We start from the raw sequence: 14615 nt of genomic DNA, 5'->3' as shown, positions 1-14615 counted from the left end.
AGACGGTCAACGCGATGCACGAGCCGGCACCGCGAGGAGCTGGAATTTTGACATTGGCCCGCCGCCCGTGCACGCCTATGTTCCGCAAACCAGCAACAGCGCACAGGACGAGTGACGATGGCGGAGAACGTGGTTCCGCATTTTCATAATACCGGCGGAGTGGAGGCGATTTCGGTCGGCGCCAGCGAATTCATGTGCATCGGCGCTCTGCCCCCGTTTGACCATCCGCATGTTTTCCTCGACATGGGCGACGAGCACGAAATCATCTGCCCGTACTGCTCGACCCTCTACAAGCTCGATCGTTCGCTCAGCCCGAAGCAGGCGCGTCCGACCGAAGCCGTTTACCAGGAATGAGGCTGAAGGGGAGCATGGGCACCCGTCCCTGCCCTTTCTTATAGAATGCGCATCGCCGTCATCGGGGCCGGCATCTCCGGCCTGACTCTCGCACTTTCGCTGGCGCGCAGGGGCTTCGAGCTCGATCTCTTCGAGCGTGCCGAGACGTTGGAAGAAGTGGGCGCCGGCATCCAGTTGTCGCCCAACGCCTCCCGGATTCTCCTCGCGCTGGGACTCGGAGAGGAACTCGGCAGATGCGTCGTCGCGCCTGACAAGCTGCAGATCGGCAACGGCCAGCGCCTCAACCTCCTCGCAACGCTCCCGTTGGGAGAATGGGCGCAAGCGCGCTACGGCGCGCCCTACTGGCTGATCCATCGCGCCGACCTGCAAGACGTCCTTTTGAAGGCAGTTCGCAAAGAGGCCACGGTGCGCCTTCATCTCGGCGCAGGTGTGGAGGCTTTTGACGAGCAAGAGAGCGGTGTCGCCTTCGAGGCTGCCGGCACGGAACATCACGCCGATCTCGTCGTCGGAGCAGACGGGCTTCGTTCGGTCGTACGCCGAAAGCTCGTCTCCGGGGCCGACCCCTCCTCTTCGACACATGTCGCCTGGCGCGTGAGCATCGACGTCTCGGCCGCGCCCGACTGGCTCGATACGAGTTGCACCACGTTATGGATGGGCCCCGGCTGGCACGTTGTTTACTATCCCATCCGGCGGGGCGAACGCCTCAACATCGTGGCAATCGAGCCGCAAAGAGCGACCGGCCAATCGGGACCTGCACTCTCCCATGCGGCGCCCGAGCTCACAGCATTTTTCGGCTCTGAGACCCTACGCCACAAATGGCTGCCCTGGCCGCTCCAGACCGTCGACCCGAGCCTCGCTTGGACAAAAGGGCGTGCCGTTCTCATCGGCGATGCCGCCCACGCCATGTTGCCGACAGCCGCTCAGGGAGGAGCAATGGGGATCGAGGATGCCGCGACGCTTTCCGCCGAGCTCGCAGGCGACGGAGCGCTTTCTGGAAAACTCGCCCGCTACGAGCTTTCGCGCAAGACACGCGTCCGTAAGGTTGTATCGATGGCGGAGAGCAATCTCCAGATCTACACCATGCCCAGTCTCGTCGCGGGCCTTAGGAACACAGCGCTTCTGGCGCTTCCCGGCGAAGTTTTGATGCGCCGCCAGGATTGGCTATATTCTTTTACCGCCTAAGCATTTCAGAGCGTAATACATCTCCGCAATCGGAACCCGATCGACCATTTAACGTTGTCGGGTGGTAACGGCCGCGCGAACGGCTTCCACACATATCCGCGCGGCCTCAATAGCATCCGAGATGCAAGGAGATTACTATATGATCCGCACATTGATGGCGAGTACGGCGATTGCCGCACTGTTGACCACCGGCGCGATCGCCCAGACGCAGCCGGCCACTCAGAACGAGACGACGCAGGCTCAGTCCACCACCCAGGGCGTCAAGACGCAGCAGAAGCAGGGCGAGGATCTCGCCTCATCCTGGATGGGCCAGACCGTCTACTCCTCGGCCGGACCGGACGCTGAAGAAGTCGGCGATATCGACGATCTTCTCGTCGACGAGAACGGCAACATCACTGCCGCTATTATCGGCGTCGGCGGCTTTCTCGGCCTCGGCGAAAAAGAAGTCGCCCTGGATTACGATCAGTTCCAGGTGACCCAGGATCAGAATGGCGAAATGCGCCTGGTCGTGGATGCCACCGAGGAAGAACTGAAGAACGCTCCTGAGTTCCAGGAGAACGACAACCAGCGCAGCTATGCGAATATGCAGAAAGAAGGCGGCAACGACAGCGCGAGCTCCACGGATGCGTCCGCGACGACCGCCTCTTCGGCTGGCGCTGCAAGCGGGGCCATGACGAAGGATCAGTCGCAGCAGACAGCCTCGAGCACAAAGACGACCAAAGACAGCGCAATGAGCGGCCAGGATCGCCAGACCGCGTTTGCGCAACCGGAGCAGGGCGAAACCCGCCTGAGCGACTGGCTCGGACGGGAAGTCTACTCGTCGACCACGGGTCAGGACGCGACGGGCGCCGGCTCCATGGGTGACAAGGCCGGCCAGCAGCAGGCCATGCAGAATAACACCGACAGCGGTCAGGCCAGCGGTTCTACGGGTCAGAACGACACCATGGCGAGCGGCGAACCTGTGACCGATATGCAGAACCAGGTCCAGACCGACGCCAGCGGCCAGACGACGGCCATGGGCACGAACGGAACGGCCTCCGGCGATAGCACCAACCAGCAAATGGCGACGAACCGTCCGGCTTCGGCGACTGGCGACGGCTCCACGGGTACTGGGCAGAGCGGCGAGAATAACCAGCTCGCCGCCAACCCGGATGCTCAGCAGCAGAGCGTCGGCGAGATCGACGATGTCATCCTTGCCGACAACGGCAAGATCGACTCGATCGTGATCGATGTGGGCGGGTTCCTCGGCGTGGGCGAGAAGCCTGTGGCCGTCAAATTCGACCAGATCGAAATGACCCAGGCATCGAACGAGGATGAGCCGCGCCTCACGATCCCGATGACGCGCGCCGATCTGGAGAACGCGCCGAAGTGGGACATGTCAGACCGTGAAGGCGATGTCGCCAGCAACAGCAGCGACATGAACGCAGATACCACAGGTTCGCAGACGGCACAGAACCGTCAGACCGACACGACCACATCGGGCACAAATGAAAGTGCCGGCGCGGGATCGATGACCACCGCTTCGCGCGATCAGAACGACATGGCTTCGAGCAAGTCCGTTCCGGGTGGTGCGCAGCCGAGCGGCATGAGCGCCGAGGACATTATGGGCGCCACTGTTTATGGCAGCAACGACGAGAGCGTCGGTGATATCGACGATGTGATTGTCGGCCAGAATGGCGATGTCCGCGCTGTGATCATTGATGTCGGCGGCTTCCTGGGCATCGGCGAGAAGCCGGTTGCGGTTGAGTATGACACGCTCAACGTCCAGAAGGATGCGAACGGCGAAACCCGCTATTCGATCAATGCCACCGAGAATCAGCTGGAAGACGCGCCGGAATACGAAGGCGTGCAGTAAGCACCCAGCGTTCACTCAGACAGACACGACCCGTCGGCTCCGGCCGGCGGGTTTTTCTTTGGCCCCTACGAAATCAGGGGCTTGAGACCGAGCGGCCCGGGTCCTGCCCTTTCCAACAAGGGGGAGCAGAGAACTGAGGTGGCAGAATGGTGCGGGCGGCGGGACTCGAACCCGCATGGTCTTCCAACCGAGGGATTTTAAGTCCCTTGCGTCTACCTGTTCCGCCACGCCCGCGCGTAGCACTTTGCCTAGCCGGGCTTATGACGGCCGGCAAGAGGCGTCTCACCAGCGCCAGAAGGCCGGGTCGAAAAGCACCAGGACCGTGAAGAGCTCCAGCCGCCCCAGCACCATCGCAAAAGTGAGCGCGATCTTGGCGGCATCCGGAAGCGACCCGAAATTGCCGGCCGGCCCCACGATCTCGCCAAGCCCGGGACCGACATTGCCGACCGCAGTCACCGCCGCGGAAATGGCGGTGACGAAGTCGAGGCCGAGCGCCGCGAGAATCATCGTGATGATCACCGTGGTCCCGACATAAAGCGTCAGGAAGGCAAGGACCGAGGGTGGAACATCGGCCGGGATACGACGGCCGGCATAGCGCAGCGGATCGACGCGCGAAGGATGGGCGAGAAGCCGGATCTGGCGCCGGATGATCTCCCACAGGATTACGAGACGGTAGATCTTGATGCCGCCGGCCGTGGAGCCGGTGCAGCCCCCCACATAGGTGAGCACGAAGAAAAGGCCGACCGAAAAAGTGCCGAGCTGCGTGTAGTCGAGCGAGGCATAGCCGGTCGTCGTCACCACGGAAACGACGTTGAAAGTGGAGTGCCGAAGAGCCTGGCCGAAAGTGAACTCGCCCGTCAGCGTCAGCTGGACCGCAAGGCCCGTACACACGATCAGCAGGAGACCGACAAGCGCAAGCACCTGAGGATCGCGAAAGATCTCATACGGACGACCACGCAACGCGCCGATATAGGCCACGAAAGGCATGGCCCCCGCCAGCATGAAGAAGCTGCCTGTCCAAAGAAGCTCCGGATTATCGCCGAAATAACCGAAGGACGCGTCGTGGGTCGAAAAGCCGCCGGTCGAGAGCGTCGTCATCGCATGGCAGATCGCATCGAAGAAGGTCATGCCGCCGGCCGCATAGGCGAGCGCGCAGAGGAGCGTCAGGCCAACATAGATGCCGCCGATCCAGGCGGCGAGATCGAACGACTTCGCCAGCACCTTCTCCGAACGGTCGGAGCTTTCCGCGTGGAAGAGCTGCATACCGCCGACCTTCAGGAACGGCAGCATGATGATGGCCATGACGACGATGCCGACGCCGCCGATCCATTGCAGGAGCGAGCGCCAGAGATGAATGCCGGGCGGCAGACTGTCGAGGCCCGTGAGGACGGTGGAACCCGTCGTCGTCATGCCGGAGACCGTCTCGAAGAAGGCGTCCGCATAATCGACATCGAGGCCGAGGAACGGCAGAGCCGCGAACCCCGGCAGTACGAACCACAGGACGGTGGTGAGAATGAAGGCCTGCTTGAGGTTGAGACCGACCGGCTCGTCCTCGCGCCCCGCAATGGCGAACACCGCACCGACGAGGGCCGTCACGACGCCTGAGAGCGCAAACACCATCCAGTCGGGATTGCCGGCCGAAAGATCGACGAGGGCCGGCAGAATCATCACCACGCCCAGCGCCACCAGAAGGAGGCCGGTTATCGCCAGGATAGGTTGATACCGAAGCAAGATGTCGCCTGCGCGCGTGGCGTCAGCTGGGTGCGCCGGAAATCGGCGGCTGGAAGCTCAACCCCAGATCCCACGGGAAATAAATCCAGGTATCCTGGGACACTTCCGTAACGAACGTATCGACCAGCGGGCGCCCCTTGGGTTTTGCATAGACCGTAGCGAAATGCGCATCCGGCAACATTTCTCGCACGATGGCGGCAGTCTTTCCGGTATCGACGAGATCGTCGACGATGAGGACGCCCTTGCCGCCCGCTCCGCCGAGATGGCGCACCTGCTCCGAAATCGGCTTCAGGACCTCGGTCGTGCCCTGTGTCTTGTAGTCGTGATAGGACGCGACACAGACCGTCTCGATCAGCCGGATTTCAAGTTCGCGCGACACGACGGCCGCCGGCACGAGCCCGCCCCGCGTGATGCACACGATTGCCTCGAAGGGGCCGGCGCCGGCGAGCCGCCAGGTCAGCGCCCGCGCGTCGCGATGAAACTGCTCCCAGGAAACCGGGAAGGCCTTTTCTTGCACCATATCTCTCTCGTTCTTTCCGGCCTCTTATCCGCTTTGCAGGCGGCTTTCCACGGCCTCGGCTGCCTTTTTTAGCGCCTCTCCATCCCGTGAGCGGATCACGATGCGGGTCGTGAAGCGCCTTCCGTCCTGGTAGGGGTAGGAACCGAAACGCACCTCCGGGTGCTCGTCCTGAAGGTCGGAGAGCCAATCAGCGATCTCTCCTTCCCCGCGTCCCGCCTCGATCGTCACAGACATGATCTTCGCGGCATGCGGCAGTATGGGCGCAAGTGCCGCAAGCATTGCCTCCATCACAGCCGGCACGCCCGCCATCACATAGACGTTGCCGATCTTGAAGCCGGGGGCGCCCGAGACCGCATTGGCGATGAGGTCGGCGCCTTCCGGCGTCCGCGCCATTCTGAGGCGCGCCTCATTGAGCTCCCAGCCGCGCGCCTCGGCCCGCTCCCGCAGAATCCGAACCGCCTCGGGATGATGAATGAGCGGACGATCGAACGCGCTCGCAACCGCATCCGCCGTGATGTCGTCATGCGTCGGGCCGATACCGCCGGAGGTGAAGACAATGTCATAAGCCGCCGACAGCGCCTTCAGCGCCGCCACGATCGCATGCTTCTGATCGCCGACAATCCGCACTTCCTCCAGATCAATCCCGAGGTCGGTGCAGAAATCGGCAAGTGTGCCGATGTTCTTGTCCTTGGTGCGGCCCGACAGGATCTCGTCGCCGATCACCAGCATGGCTGCCCGGGGCGCGGCCCCAGTCGGGTGTGCGGTATTCGCTTCGATCTCGCTCATTGAGACTGAGTGCCCTTTGTCGTAGCTGCCGGCAAGTCCAATCTGGCTTGCCGCCGCCCCCTTCCCCATATGGAAGCTGAAATGCTCCATCTCCCCTTTAAAAGGGACGCCTCAATCGGCTAGCTTGTCGCCGAATAAGGACGGTTCCATCCTATGCAGAACGCACTTTCAGGCCAGCGCGAAAAGGCCTCCATCCATACCTACGGCGAGGAAGGTTTTGTCGGCATGCGCCGGGCCGGTCAGCTCGCTGCCACCTGCCTCGATGAATTGACCGAGCGCGTCAAACCGGGCGTCACCACGCAAGAGCTCGACGATTTCGTTTACGATTTCGCGCTTCAGCATGATGCACTCCCGGCAACGCTCAATTATCGCGGCTACCGCAAAGCCTCGTGCATCTCGCTCAATCATGTCGTCTGTCACGGCATCCCCAACGAGAAACCGCTCAAAGAGGGCGACATCGCCAATATCGATGTCACCTTCATCCTCGACGGCTGGCATGGCGATTCAAGCCGCATGTACGCGGTTGGCCAGATCAAGCGGGCGGCTGAACGGCTGATGGAGGTCACCTATGAGTGCCTCATGCGCGGGATCGACGCGGTGAAACCCGGCGCGACGCTCGGCGATATTGGTCATGCCATCCAAAGCTACGCGGAAGCCGAGCGCTGTTCGGTCGTGCGCGATTTCTGCGGCCACGGCGTCGGGCTGGCCTTCCACGAACCGCCGAATATCCTGCATTACGGGCGTCCCGGCGAAGGGCTCGCGCTCGAACCTGGGATGATCTTCACGATCGAACCGATGATCAATCTCGGACGCCCGCACGTTAAACTCCTGAACGACGGCTGGACGGCTGTGACCCGTGACAGGTCCCTCACCGCGCAATACGAGCATTCCATCGGTGTCACGGAGGACGGGGTGGAAATCTTCACGCTGTCGCCGGCCGGCTACGGCCGGCCCTGAGACCTCCGTGGGCTTTGATTTCGAAGAGGCCGGCCCTGCCCGGATCCATTATCACGGCCACCGAGACCGTTTGCGCAGCCGTTTTCGCGAGGCAGGAGCCGACTCGCTGGCGGATTACGAGCTTTTGGAGCTCGCTCTGTTCAGCGCCCTACCCCGGCGCGACACGAAGCCGATCGCCAAGGCTCTGCTCGCCACCTTCGGTTCTCTCGGCGAAGTTCTGGCCGCCTCGCCGACACGTCTGAAGGAAATCGACGGCGTCGGCGACGCCGTCATCCTGCAGCTGAAATTGCTGCGCGCCTTCGCCGAACGTCTTGGGCGTCACGAAGTCAGAAGCCGTCAGGTTCTTGGCTCCTGGTCGACGCTTCTCGACTATTGCCGCACGGCGATGGCATTTGAGGATCGCGAGCAGTTCCGCATCCTGTTCCTGGACAAGAAGAACGCACTCATCGCCGACGAGGTGCAGCAGAGGGGCACGGTCGATCACACCCCGGTCTATCCGCGCGAAGTGATGCGCCGCGCCCTCGAACTCTCGGCGACCGCCCTCATTCTGGTCCACAATCATCCATCCGGCGACCCCTCACCGTCTCGCGCCGACATTCAGATGACGAAGACGCTCATCGACGTCGGCAAGCCTTTGGGGGTGACTGTGCACGATCACATCATCATCGGCCGTGACGGCCATGCGAGCTTTCGCGGCATGGGGCTGATGTAGCACCGGCTTGGGCCGCGCTCACAGAATCCCGTTCGCGCGCTGCAATTCGCGCACATAGGCGGCGATCTTGCTCACCTCGGCCTGAGACAGACCTTCCACCGGCGCCATGTTGCCAAAGCTCCAATGATGCGCGCTCACGCCGCGGGCCACGGCAAGCTGAAACGCCTGATCGCTGTGATGTTGAGGCGCGTAGACCGCATGCACGAGCGGCGGCCCGGCTTCTGTCCCGGCGGCACTCTCGCCATGACAGGCGACGCAGTTCTCCGCAAAGAGCGCCCTGCCCGCCTCAGCGTCGGGCGAAAGTTCCGGCACTTTGACGTCCGCAATCCGGGCATCGCCATTGCCAGGCACAAACGCCCGGATGGCGAGGAAAGCGGCGATCGCAAGCGCCAGGACGACGAAAGAGATCGCCTTCGACGTCACGTCCCACCCCCGGCCAGATCCTTGAGGATCGGGCAATCGGGACGATGGTCGCCATGACAGGCCTCGACGAGATTGGACAACGTATCGTGCATCGCCTGAAGTTCGGCGATCTTGCGCTCGATCTCACCGATATGGCGGATCGCAATCGCCTTCACGTCGCCACTCGCCCGGCAGCGGTCTGCGTAGAGAGACAGAAGCTGACGGCATTCCTCGATGGAAAATCCCAGAGATCGGGCGCGCGCCAGGAACTGCAGATTGTGGACGTGGGTATCGGAATAGTCGCGGTAATTGTTGCCGCGCCGGTCCGGCTGTACGAGCCCGATATCCTCGTAATAGCGGATCGTTTTTGGGGGCAGGCCGGAGGCCTGCGCCGCATCGCCGATATTCATGCGCCAACTCCCACGCTTTCCTGCTGGATAAGGGTTCCAGCCACTGGAAAGTCAAGGGATGGCCGAGCGCCCGATTCCTCTTCGGGCTTTTAGTTGAGCCGCCCTTCGAAAGCCGCGAGACGCCATTCCGACGGCTTGATCAGACGCTCATGGGCAATCTCAACCGAATGGATGGCCGCATCGATCTCGCGGCGCCAATAATCGAGGAAGCGCTCCAATCGCGGATGGTCGGGCGCTACGTCGTAGAATTGCCAGACGAAGCTCTGAATGAGCTTCGGGCGCTCCGGCATGTAGTAGAAAACACTGGCGGTCGTCAGGCCATAACCGGCGAGTTGGCGGCCGAGATCACTCTCCTCGCTGTTCTGCTGCATGCTCTCCTCCTGGGTCAGGAGGTGCAATGATTGCGTCTCAGAGATTAAAAGTCTACTAGCCCTTGGTCGAAATCATAAGCGTGAACAATGGCTTAGCAGCCTTCACTCAGGAGTGCTGCCAGCAGCCGGACCGTCCTCCGACGGCTGGATCGAGCTGATATAGCCAAGAATGTCGTCGATATCGGCGGGCGGCCAGCGGAATTCCGGCATGGCCGGATGGCCGGTCACGATGCCTTCCGCAAGAGCTTCCCATAATGTGTCGATCGGATAGCGCTCGGACAGATCGCGGAAGGCTGGCGCAGGCGGCATTGGGCTCGTGCCCGTCGATCCGACGGCGTGACAGCGGGAGCAATACTCTTCAGCCAGCGCTTCGCCGCGGGCGATGTTCTGGCCCGCAGCCCCCTGCGCGGCTGCCAGCAGAAGCAGGCCCGCCAATGCGATCGATCCCCTCATGAGCGCAGAATAGCGGCGACCTCCGACTTCACCATGACCAGGATCAACCCTCGCGGGCTAGATCGATTACACCACCGGCGGCATGCAGCGCCTCGGGCGTGTCGACGTCGAGCCGCGCGGCCGCGCCGATCTCGACCTCAAAGACGTCGTCGGGATAAAGCCCGATCACATGCCGGCCGCCGGTGTCACCACTCACCTGCAACAACTCGTCAAAATAGCGGCGCGCCCAGAGAACCGGATTGCCGCGTTTCCCCGACGCGGTCGCAAGCACGATGCTGCGGCTGGCGTCGGGCTCGAAGGCCGCGAGCATCTGGCCAATCGCTTCGCGTGTCAGCCCTGGCATATCGGCAAGGACGATGAGCGCACCCGACACGTCTTCGGGCAAGGCGCGCAATCCGACCCGCAGAGAGCTTGCGAGCCCTTCGGCAAAATCGGGATTGTGAACGAGGCGCGCTCCGCTTCCTTCAAGCACCTCTTCCACTGCCTCGCGCATATGGCCGGTGACCACCACGACCTCCGAGACGCCGGAAGCTGTGACCGTCTCCACGGTGCGACGCACGAGCGGCACGTCGTCGAACCGGGCGAGAAGCTTGTTCGGACCGCCCATACGCCGCGAACGCCCGGCCGCAAGCACAATGGCGGCCACACCGCCATCCCCCTCGGACGGCTGACGAGGTTGCGGCCGCGATACGATCTCCGACAACAGACCCCCGACGCCCATCCCCATGATGTCTTCAGGCTTGACCTCAAGTCCCGCCAGGAAGCGATTCAGCACAAAGTCGAATCCGTTCTCTTTCGGGCTGCGGGCGCAACCGGGAGCCCCGATCACCGGGCGGCCGCCGAGTTCGCCAATGAGGAGAAGATTGCCCGGATCAACCGGCATGCCGAAATGCAGAACGCGACCGCCGGCCATGCGGAGCGCAGCCGGGATGATGTCGTCCTGATCGGTGATCGCGGAAGCCCCGAAGACGACGATCATATCCGCACCTTCCGACGCCGGCTGCCGCAACGCCTCCGCCAATGCTTGGGTCACATGCGCGACGCGCGTCTCGTCGGTGAGGCTCGCCCCCGCCTTCTCGAGCCGGGCTTCCAGCACACGCCGCGTCTTGTCGAGCATCTTCGCCTGCGTCGATGGCAGGCATGTCGACACGAGGCTGACCCGGCAAGGGCGGAACGCCGCCACGGACAGAGGCGGTCCATGGCTCGCGAGAAGCCTCTCGGCCGTCTCGAGAACCTCTTCAGAGAGTGCGAAAGGGATGATCTTCACCGTCGCGATCATGCGGCCCGCTTCGACCGCTTCGAACGGCGCAAGCGTTGCCACCGTCAGCCCCGGATCAACTCGGTTGAGGGCGTCGATCAGATCTTTGTCGACTCTAAAGACTCCAGGGGCTTCGGCGTGAAGATTGCAGCGTCCGGTGAACGGCGCCTCGATGCGGAGATGCCCGCCGGCAATCGCGCGGGCGATGCGTTCGGCGGCCTGATCTTCATGGACGTCGCCGGCATCGAGCCGCGCCGCAATGACCTCAGAGATCCCGGCAGCTTGAAGCCGTGCGATGTCCTCGGCACTCAGCCGCGCGCCCTTCTTCAGCGACAGGTCGCCTGCCCGGACCTTATGGGCCAGGATGGCACCTTCGGCCTCTGCGACCGCGATCGGGCCGAACTTCAAGCGGCCTCACGTGCCATCGACGGGCCCTTGCGGAGCGCCGCGATCACTTCCGCAAGAACGGCGACGGCGATTTCGGCCGGCGAGGCCGCAGCGATGTCGAGACCGATCGGCGCATGAATCCGCTCGACATCGGCTGAGCCGACACCGGCTTCGAGAAGCCGCTCCACACGCTTGCCGTGCGTCTTCCGGCTCCCGAGAGCCCCGACATAGAAACAGCCGGCGGCGAGCGCCTCCCGCAGCGGGAAATCGTCGATCTTCGGATCATGGGTGAGCGCGGCGACCGCCGTATAGGCATCGAAGGGGATATTCTTGAGCGCCTCTTCAGGCCATTCTGCGATGAGCGAAACACCCGGGAACCGCTCTTCCGTCGCAAAGGCCGTGCGCGGATCGATGATTGTGACGTCGAGGCCCGCAAGTTTCGCCATCGGTGCCAGGGCCTGGCTGATATGCACGGCCCCGATCGCAACGAGCCGTGGTGGCGGCACCGCGACGGTCAGAAAAGTCCGGCCATCCTCCAGCATCCCGGATCGGCCGGAGCGAAGACGCCTTGAAAGTTCCCCCGCGAGCGGATCTCCCGCAGCCTCGCTCTCTTTGACGAGACGTGCCTCGCCGCTTGCCGTATCGGTGATGAGGACGGCGGCGCGCCGGGCGGCGCGCTCTTCGTTGAGCGCCTTGAGAAGCGACAGCTCCATCACGCCACCGGTTCGACGAAGACGCGGATGCGGCCTCCGCAGGAGAGACCGACCCGCCAGGCCGTCTCATCGGCAACGCCGAATTCGAGCATTTTCGTCGCCCCGCTCTCCAGAAGCTCGAGCGCTTCGCCGACGACGGCGCCTTCGACGCAACCTCCCGAAACCGAGCCTTCGAAATTGCCCTCTTCGTCGATGACGAGGTGGCTGCCGACAGGCCGCGGCGCCGAACCCCAGGTCTCGACGACGGTGGCGAGCGCCACCTTCCGTCCGGCCGCGCGCCAGGCTTCAGCTGTGGCAAGCGCGTCGTGTTCCAACATCTCTGCCATGGTCCTCTCCCTCAGGCGGCCCGGCTCACTGCCGGGCGCGGCCTCTTGGCCGGTGTCGACAAGGCCTTCACCAGATCCTCAATCGCCTCCAACGAATGCACCGGCCGAAAGTCATCGACATGGGGCAGGATCGCGCGAATGCCACGTGCCTTGGCCTCGAATTGCTCAAAACGCAGGAGCGGATTGAGCCAGATCAGGCGACGGCAGGAGCGGCCGAGCCTCGCAGCCTCCGCCCCGAGATCCGCCCCCTCTTCGCGCTCCAGCCCGTCGGTGATCAAAAGCACCGTCGCGCCCTGCCCCAGCACCCGCCTCGACCAGTCGCGGTTGAAGACGTGCAGCGCATCGGCGATGCGCGTGCCGCCCGACCAGTCGACGACCGCGTCGGAGCAGCCCGCAAGCGCCTCGTCGGGATCCTTGTAGCGCAGCTGCCGCGTCACGTTGCTGAGCCGCGTACCAAAAAGGAACGAGTGAACTTTCCGGCGCGACGACAGCGCATGCAGGAAATGCAGCATCACGCGGGAATATTCGCTCATCGAACCGGAAATGTCGGCAAGCGCCACGAGCGGCGGCTCCTGCACCTTGCGCTTGCGCGCCTGCGGCAGGATCAGATCGCCCGCCGAACGCATGGTGGCACGGACCGTGCGGCGCGGATCGACCTTGCCCCGTGTCGCAGCGACAAGCCGCCGGGTCACGATCTGATCGTCGGGAAACTGCAGAGAGGCGAGCGCACGCATCGCGGAGGCGATCTCCTCGGCGCTCATCTGCGCGAAATCCTTGCGGCGCAAAATCTCCTTCTCGCTCACCGTCATGCGTGCATCGATCTCGATTTCGGGAAAGACCTCTTCCTCGCGGCGCTCTTTCAGCGCCTGCATCGCCTCCTCGACGCGCTGCTGCCCAGGCTTCGGCTTTTCGGTCTCCGCGGGCCGTGGCGGGGCCACCGGCGACAAGAGCTCGAGCATCTTCTCCACGAGCCCGCGCTCGCGCCAGAACAGCTCGAAAGCTTCATGGAAGACCGGGCGATCGGCGCGCTTGTTCACGAAAACCGCATGCAGGGTCCAATAAAAGTCGTCGCGCGAAGAAATGCCCGCAACCTCGACCGCACGGATCGCATCGACGACCGCGGCGGGGCCGACCGGCAGCCCCGCGCGCCGCAGCGCCCGGGCAAAATAGACGATGTTGTCGGCGATCTTGCCGCCTGTCTCCGTCACGACGCTACCCGTCCCTCACTCGGCAGCGGCGAGCTCGGCCCGCGCCTCGTCCAGAAGCTGCTTCGAGCGGCTGCCCTCGATCCGGCCGATATCGTCCTGGTATTTGAGAAGCACGCCAAGCGTATCGGAAATCACCTCCGGATCGAGCGCCACCATGTCGAGCTCGGTGAGCGCACTCGCCCAATCGAGCGTCTCCGCAACACCCGGCTTCTTGAACAGATCTTCCCGGCGCAGCCGCTGAACGAAGCCGACGACCTCGCGGGCAAGCCGCTCGCGAACGCCCGGCACGCGCTCGTTGACGATGCGCAGTTCCCGCTCGGCGTCCGGATAATCCACCCAATGATAGAGGCAGCGCCGCTTCAAAGCGTCGTGGATCTCACGCGTGCGGTTGGTCGTGACGACGACGACCGGCGGTTCGGGCGCGCGAATCGTCCCAATCTCGGGGATCGTGACCTGATTGTCGGACAGAACTTCCAGGAGAAAGGCTTCGAATGCCTCGTCGGCACGGTCGAGTTCGTCGATGAGAAAAATCGGCGGTCCGTTCAGATCCGGTTCTAACGCCTGCAGGACGGGACGCTTGATGAGAAACGGCTCGGAGAACACATCCTCCGCAAGCATCCGCCGGTCGCTGTCGCCGGCGGCCTCCGCGAGCCTGATCTCGATCATCTGCGCCGTGTAGTTCCACTCATAGACCGCGCTCGCGACGTCGAGGCCTTCATAGCATTGCAGTCGGATCAGGCGGCGATCGAGCGTCTGCGACAAGACCTTGGCGATTTCCGTTTTGCCGACGCCTGCCTCCCCCTCCAGGAAGAGTGGCCGGCCCATCTTGAGAGACAGGAAGAGGACGGTCGCGAGCGAGCGGTCGGCGACATATCCGGCACCGTTCAAAAGCTGGAGCGTCTCGTCGATCGATTGCGGCAAGGGTCGGACGGACATGGGGCTCCTATCGGCTTGGGCTCTCGCTACCAGTATAGATCAAGCCGCTCACCA

The 14615-nt window shown here is 63.3% G+C and carries 17 protein-coding genes and 1 tRNA gene; 5 read left to right on the top strand and 13 right to left on the bottom strand.

The window, feature by feature from the left end; translation table 11 throughout:
• Window positions 1–117: 117 nt before the first annotated feature.
• The 3 genes from EO094_RS08165 (at window position 118) to EO094_RS08155 (ending at window position 3391) form a co-directional block, all read left to right on the top strand.
• Window positions 118–354 carry a zinc-finger domain-containing protein gene (locus tag EO094_RS08165; RefSeq protein WP_128291707.1) on the top strand — a complete coding sequence of 79 codons (237 nt, stop codon included), beginning with the start codon at window positions 118–120 and terminating at the stop codon, window positions 352–354.
• A gap of 45 nt (window positions 355–399) precedes the next feature.
• Window positions 400–1536, top strand: a complete 1137-nt coding sequence (locus tag EO094_RS08160; RefSeq protein WP_128291706.1) for an FAD-dependent monooxygenase — start codon at window positions 400–402, stop codon at window positions 1534–1536.
• Between the two features lie 139 nt (window positions 1537–1675).
• Window positions 1676–3391: a PRC-barrel domain-containing protein gene (locus tag EO094_RS08155; RefSeq protein WP_164879587.1), complete on the top strand. Its 1716-nt coding sequence runs from the start codon at window positions 1676–1678 to the stop codon at window positions 3389–3391.
• Between the two features lie 147 nt (window positions 3392–3538).
• Here the strand turns inward: EO094_RS08155 and EO094_RS08150 are convergent.
• The 4 genes from EO094_RS08150 to EO094_RS08135 all read right to left on the bottom strand — a co-directional run bounded on the left by EO094_RS08150 (window position 3539) and on the right by EO094_RS08135 (window position 6428).
• Window positions 3539–3625: transfer RNA gene (locus tag EO094_RS08150), tRNA-Leu, on the bottom strand.
• Between the two features lie 48 nt (window positions 3626–3673).
• A complete protein-coding gene (locus tag EO094_RS08145) occupies window positions 3674–5122 on the bottom strand; it encodes a TrkH family potassium uptake protein (RefSeq protein WP_246008394.1) in 1449 nt (482 codons plus the stop codon).
• A 22-nt stretch (window positions 5123–5144) separates the two neighbouring features.
• Window positions 5145–5642: a xanthine phosphoribosyltransferase gene (gpt, locus tag EO094_RS08140; protein ID WP_092816248.1), complete on the bottom strand. Its 498-nt coding sequence runs from the start codon at window positions 5640–5642 to the stop codon at window positions 5145–5147.
• A 24-nt stretch (window positions 5643–5666) separates the two neighbouring features.
• On the bottom strand, window positions 5667–6428 hold the full coding sequence (locus tag EO094_RS08135) for a competence/damage-inducible protein A (RefSeq protein ID WP_425455862.1): 762 nt from the start codon (window positions 6426–6428) through the stop codon (window positions 5667–5669).
• Between the two features lie 153 nt (window positions 6429–6581).
• On the opposite strand from EO094_RS08135, the gene map reads away from it, so the two are divergent.
• Entirely contained in the window at window positions 6582–7385 is an 804-nt protein-coding gene (gene map, locus EO094_RS08130; protein WP_128291704.1) for a type I methionyl aminopeptidase, read from the top strand.
• 7 nt (window positions 7386–7392) lie between these two features.
• The gene (gene radC, locus EO094_RS08125; protein ID WP_246008393.1) at window positions 7393–8097 is read left to right on the top strand and encodes a RadC family protein; all 705 of its coding nucleotides are present in this window, start codon (window positions 7393–7395) and stop codon (window positions 8095–8097) included.
• An 18-nt stretch (window positions 8098–8115) separates the two neighbouring features.
• Here radC and EO094_RS08120 read toward each other — a convergent pair whose 3' ends face one another.
• From EO094_RS08120 to EO094_RS08080, 9 genes are all read right to left on the bottom strand, one after another.
• On the bottom strand, window positions 8116–8520 hold the full coding sequence (locus EO094_RS08120) for a c-type cytochrome (RefSeq protein WP_205649841.1): 405 nt from the start codon (window positions 8518–8520) through the stop codon (window positions 8116–8118).
• A complete protein-coding gene (gene cueR / locus EO094_RS08115; RefSeq protein WP_128291701.1) occupies window positions 8517–8909 on the bottom strand; it encodes a Cu(I)-responsive transcriptional regulator in 393 nt (130 codons plus the stop codon). Before cueR ends, EO094_RS08120 begins: the two co-directional genes overlap by 4 nt.
• Before the next feature lie 89 nt (window positions 8910–8998).
• Entirely contained in the window at window positions 8999–9280 is a 282-nt protein-coding gene (locus tag EO094_RS08110; RefSeq protein ID WP_128291700.1) for an usg protein, read from the bottom strand.
• 102 nt (window positions 9281–9382) lie between these two features.
• Window positions 9383–9715 carry a c-type cytochrome gene (locus tag EO094_RS08105; protein WP_246008392.1) on the bottom strand — a complete coding sequence of 111 codons (333 nt, stop codon included), beginning with the start codon at window positions 9713–9715 and terminating at the stop codon, window positions 9383–9385.
• Between the two features lie 61 nt (window positions 9716–9776).
• Entirely contained in the window at window positions 9777–11399 is a 1623-nt protein-coding gene (locus EO094_RS08100; protein WP_128291698.1) for an NTP transferase domain-containing protein, read from the bottom strand.
• A complete protein-coding gene (locus EO094_RS08095; RefSeq protein WP_128291697.1) occupies window positions 11396–12091 on the bottom strand; it encodes an XdhC family protein in 696 nt (231 codons plus the stop codon). The genes EO094_RS08100 and EO094_RS08095 overlap by 4 nt, the downstream gene beginning before the upstream one ends.
• Window positions 12091–12417 (bottom strand): XdhC family protein, encoded by a 327-nt coding sequence (locus EO094_RS08090; protein WP_370642313.1) that lies wholly within the window; start codon window positions 12415–12417, stop codon window positions 12091–12093. The genes EO094_RS08095 and EO094_RS08090 overlap by 1 nt, the downstream gene beginning before the upstream one ends.
• Window positions 12418–12428: 11 nt before the next feature.
• Window positions 12429–13625, bottom strand: a complete 1197-nt coding sequence (locus tag EO094_RS08085; RefSeq protein ID WP_128291696.1) for a vWA domain-containing protein — start codon at window positions 13623–13625, stop codon at window positions 12429–12431.
• A gap of 15 nt (window positions 13626–13640) precedes the next feature.
• A complete protein-coding gene (locus tag EO094_RS08080; RefSeq protein WP_128291695.1) occupies window positions 13641–14561 on the bottom strand; it encodes an AAA family ATPase in 921 nt (306 codons plus the stop codon).
• Between the last annotated feature and the right edge of the window lie 54 nt (window positions 14562–14615).

The organism is Afifella aestuarii, assembly GCF_004023665.1.
Classification (GTDB): Bacteria; Pseudomonadota; Alphaproteobacteria; order Rhizobiales; family Afifellaceae; genus Afifella; species Afifella aestuarii.
This window is presented reverse-complemented; position numbering and strand designations above follow the sequence as displayed.